The sequence below is a fragment of the Elusimicrobiota bacterium genome, assembly GCA_016180815.1.
Classification (GTDB): domain Bacteria; phylum Elusimicrobiota; class Elusimicrobia; order JACQPE01; family JACQPE01; genus JACPAN01.
The window spans coordinates 1-4,699 of the sequence record JACPAN010000039.1 but is presented as its reverse complement, the minus strand read 5'-3'; the positions used below and the strand labels follow the sequence as shown (position 1 = coordinate 4,699).

Below are 4,699 nucleotides of genomic sequence, written 5' to 3'. Positions count from 1 at the left end.
GCGCGCGCCGGCCCATCCATTGATGCGAACGAGGGAAACGGGCGATGCTCGCGCCCCGGCGGTCAAAAATGGTCAAGGTGGCGCCCGGCGGCAGCTTGGCCTTGGCGGCCAGGCGCGAAATAACGGATAAATCAACGGCCGCAAAAACAACGCCGCGGATTCGCCCTGTTTCATCCATCACCGGCTGGCCAAAATTAATTGTCGCCTTCTTCGTAATGCGGCCGATTTGGAAATCACCCGCAACGAAATCCTTTTCTTCCATCGCCCGCTGATACCAAGACCGGTCCCCGGCGTTAAAAATTTTATCCGCCGGCACGGCGCTGCAAAAAATATCGCCTTTGTCATCCGTTGCGCCTAAATTGGCGTAACTGGGGTATTTTCTGATCAAATCAGCAAAAAACCGGGAACAGGCCGCCCCCTGGCGCCGGCGCACCTCCTCAAGACCCGCCAAGGAAGTCAACAATTGGCGCACGCTCTCCACCAAACGCTCCTGATGGGCGACGGTCAGGTTCACCATGCGCTCGATATTTACTTCGATCTCCCGCGACGCCCGGCGCCGCTCCTCGAAAGCGCCCCAGCAAAGAATCATTAAACCCGGCATCAGGGCGATCACGACGATCAAAAAAAGATTCCCCCGCAAAGTGAAAATGGGAAAACCGCGCTTCAGGAGCATGAATATGTTTTACCCACGACCGCTCGCGATAGCAAGAAAAAGGTCATTTTCCGTCGAGTAAATGACCCGAATCAACGAGTCGGCAAGGTTAAAGCAAGGGGGTCAAAACAGGAAAAAATAGATCAGGATCGCCGGGCCAGCCGATACCCGGCGCCGGGTACGGTTTCGATGGAGCAAAGGCCCTCGAGCGCGTGTTTTAAACGGGAAATTTCAACCGCCACCTCATTATCGCGCACCGGGCCGCTGGGCCACGCATAACGCAAAAAATAACGCGCAGAAACCGGTTGAGGATAATGCTTAACCAAAAGCCAAAGAAGATTAAACAAACGCGGAGGCAAACGCCGGACCCCGGACTCCCCGGCGCAAACGTCGCGCTTGCGGCGATTAAGCGCCAAACCCGCCGCCTCCAGCGTACCGCCGGAGGGACGATTGGTGATCGCGCTGCGTCTCAGCAGGGCTTTGGCATGGCCCACCAAACGTTTGAGCGTAAAGGGTTTGGGCAAATAAGCGTCCGCGCCGAAAGCGATGCTTTTCATCCGGTCGTTTTCGCTCAAACGCTGGCCGGTAATGACCAGAATCGCCGCGTCCTTGGTCGCGCGGTTTGATTTAAGCGCCCGGCAAATGCTCGCACCCGTTTCGCCGCGGCCTAAAACCCAATCCAAGATCATCAACTGAGGTCTGTACGCCAGAGCCGTGGCCAAGACCTTTTTGCCGGAGCGCAGAACGCAGACGGAACAATCCGGGATGCTCTTGCTTAACGTGCGTTGAACCAGCTCGGCGATAGAAGCGTCGTCGTCAACGATCAAAATCCTGGGCATTTCAGTCGGCCTTAAGGGTCCCTAAGGCCTAATTTCAAACGCCGCTCGATCATCTCCGCCAATTCCCGGCTGCCGAAAGGCTTGGTGATGTAGGGCAGCTTGTTTGTTTCAAAAAATTCAAACGATCCGGCGGAAAGAACATCCCCAGTCATAAAAATAAGGCGCTCGCAAAAGGCCGGGTGATCAGCCTTAAGCGCCCGGTAGAAATCCCGCCCATTCATGCCCGGCATCTCAAGATCAACCAAAAGAAAATCATACTTTTTGCGCTTGATTTTTTTAAGCGCCGGGGCTCCGCCGTAAACCGCTTCCCCAACATGCCCCATCTTTTTTAAAAGCCTGGCCGTCATTTGAGCCAGATTCCGCTCATCATCGACGACCAAAATTTTTTTGCCTTCAACAGCCCTGGTTTCGCGGCCGAGCCCCATTGTTTCAAGGCGCTCTCCCCCGGCGGGCGGCGCCGGCAGGCGCACGGCAAAGACAGCGCCCTCCGCCGGGACGCTCTCCGCGGAAATCGTCCCTGCGTGATCGGCAACGATCTGGCTTGTAATGGCCAAGCCCAATCCCGTGCCGCGCCCGGCTTCCTTGGTGGTAAAAAACGGATCGAAAATTTTGTCCTTAAATTCGGCGGGAATGCCCGGCCCGTTGTCTTTAATCTCGACGCAGACATAACCGTCATCCTGAGATAAACCGATGGCCACGCGGCGGTCATGGCGCTCCTTGACGGAAAGCGCGTCGCAGGCATTCTGGATAAGATTTAAAAAAACCTGTTCCAACTGCTGGAAATTCCCCCAAACCGCAGGGACGGCGGCCGGACGGTAATCGATGCGGATGCTGTCGGCCTTGGACATGCGGTATTCCAGCAGCGTTAAAACGGAACGGATCACCCGGTCGATATCCACGGGTTTTTTCTCCGGGGAGCCATGGCGCACAAAAAGCAGCAGATTCTCCACAATGCGCCGACAGCGTTGGGCATGATTCTGGATTTGCTTTAAATCCCGATGAAGTTCCGGCGGGCAGCCGTCGGATTGAATCAGCTCGGCGTAACCGGTGACGCCGTTTAAGGGATTGTTCAGCTCATGGGCGATGCCGGCAATGAGCCGGCCCACGGTCGATAGTTTTTCGGAACGGATCAAATGATTCTGAAGCTTCTTCTGCTCAAACTCGCGCTCCTTGAGTTTGGCCGCCATGTCGTTGAACGCGCCGGAGAGAATCCCCATTTCAGCCGGCTCTTCGACTTGCACACGGAAATCAAGATTACCCCGGGCCAACTCGCCGGTGGCCTCGACAAGACGGCGAATCGGGCGCGTCATGGAGCGCACCACCAGAATAATCAAACCGATGCTTAAAAAAGCCGCGGCCAAACCAACCGCCAGCGACAGATCGCGGATGCGTCTTAAAGGAGCCAAAAAATAATCAGGCTCCATAACCAGGTGAATGCGCCAAGGCTGACTCTTGAGCGCGGCCGACCGGTAAACGCCGTTGCCGACCTCCACCTTACTGCCGGCGATGATTTCTCCCTGCGCGTGCTCAAGATAAGCCGACCCCTGAGCGCCGAAACCGGTCAATCTCAGTTTCTTTTCGATATTGTCAAGGCCGTAACCCAAAGCCAGCACGCCGAGAGGCTCTCCGATGGGATTTCGAATGGGCGCGGCGTAATAAATCAACGTTTCTCCGTTGGGACCGGACTGATTGATGGAGGCATAATGCCCCTCCGGCGTTTCAAGGGCCTTGGCCAAATAGGGCGTGTCCATGGGCTTTTTGCCGGCCGGCTGCGATTGACCGCCCACGATTCGACATATCTCCCGTCCCCGCGCATCGCTATAGATGATCAAGGGATAAACGCCGACTCGCGAGGCAAAAGCCCCTAAAAATTTCTCAAGACCCGCCCGGTAAACGGCCGCCTCCTGCAGAAGGCCGTAATCCACATTGTTGTGATAATCAAGAAAAAGCGGGTTTTGGGCCAAGGTCAACAAATCACTCGGCCGCTGCTCAAGCTCATGCTCGATATCCTCGGCCAAACGGTTGACCAAAGCGGACGCGCCGTTTTCAAGGGTGCTGATGGTGAAATGCTTGAGCTGGTAGTAATTGAGCCCAAGAACGATCAAAATAGCCCCGGCGCCGCAAGGCAAGATGCCCAAGAGGAGCCGTTGTTGAATGGAGATGGTCCGCTGTGCCGGCATCAGGCCAGGCACGCCGCCTCCTTTTCTAAAAAATTAGTTTTGTTTAATCCGAACCGACTTCGGCGGCCGCCCGTTCCGTTTTCTTGGGGATGGGCAGCTCTATGCGCAAAAATTTTCCTGCGGCCCGGACCAAATCAAGCAAAGGAAAAGGCTTGTAAAAAAGCTTATGGATGCCGTAATGGCCCAGGCTTTTATCAAGCGTTATTTTCTTGCCGGTCATCGCCAGAATTTTGATCGAGTGCATGTCGTCGACCGAGCGCAGTTTCGTGCACAGCTCAAAGCCGTCCATGCCTGGCATCACGATGTCGAGAATCATCAAATCAGGCTTTTCGCGCCCGATATTAAGCAGGGCCTCCACGCCGTTGGGCACGCACGTCAGAGCAAAATAATCTTCATATTTCTTGAATGTCCGCTCGATCAGCTGTATCATTTCCGGGTCATCATCCACGACCATAATGGTCTTGCGGTCCGAATTAAGTTCCGACGGAACAGGGATATTGTATTTCTTCAAAAAATCGATCAGATTGCGCCGCAGAACCCTGCGGTGGCCGCCCGGCGTGATATAAGCCTTCAAATCTCCGGACTCGATCCAATTGATCACCGTCGCCGGATAAACGTCGCAAATTCGCCCGATCTCAGTGGTGGTATAGGTTTTTTCCGCCATTTTTTCTCCTTTTTGTGAATTTTTACTATTTTAACATTTATTATTGAGAACCTTTTTAAGCGCCTGAACGAACGTTCGGTTCTCAAAAGGCGTGCCGATGGAGACGCGCACATAAGACTCAAGCCCCTGATCGCTCAACGGCCGAATAATAATTCCAAAATCCAAAAGCCCTTCAATCAAATTCTGCGCAATCTGCGGCGAACTAACTCTTACATCATGTCCAACAACAACGCCCTTTTTCTGAACAATTAAATAATTTTCAAGTAAATAATTAGCAGCTGCCCTTCCCAAAATTTTAGCATCTTCTATTTCAAATTGCTTGCCTACAATCCCCCTCATATCATATTTTTTAAAAACTTCATCC

At 53.7% G+C, this 4,699-nt stretch carries 5 protein-coding genes; all 5 read right to left on the bottom strand.

All coding sequences use genetic code 11. The annotated features are described in order from the left end of the window. On the bottom strand, positions 1-673 hold a 673-nt coding region (locus tag HYT79_12590), incomplete at its 3' end, for a cache domain-containing protein (GenBank protein ID MBI2071419.1). Positions 674-795: 122 nt separating this feature from the next. After that, complete coding sequence (locus HYT79_12585; protein MBI2071418.1) at positions 796-1,491, bottom strand: response regulator transcription factor; 696 nt, start codon at positions 1,489-1,491, stop codon at positions 796-798. Positions 1,492-1,502: 11 nt separating this feature from the next. Beyond that, positions 1,503-3,671 carry a response regulator gene (locus tag HYT79_12580; protein ID MBI2071417.1) on the bottom strand — a complete coding sequence of 723 codons (2,169 nt, stop codon included), beginning with the start codon at positions 3,669-3,671 and terminating at the stop codon, positions 1,503-1,505. A gap of 43 nt (positions 3,672-3,714) precedes the next feature. Then, entirely contained in the window at positions 3,715-4,335 is a 621-nt protein-coding gene (locus HYT79_12575; GenBank protein ID MBI2071416.1) for a response regulator, read from the bottom strand. Between the two features lie 30 nt (positions 4,336-4,365). After that, positions 4,366-4,699: hypothetical protein (locus tag HYT79_12570; GenBank protein MBI2071415.1), on the bottom strand; the 334-nt coding region annotated here is incomplete at its 5' end.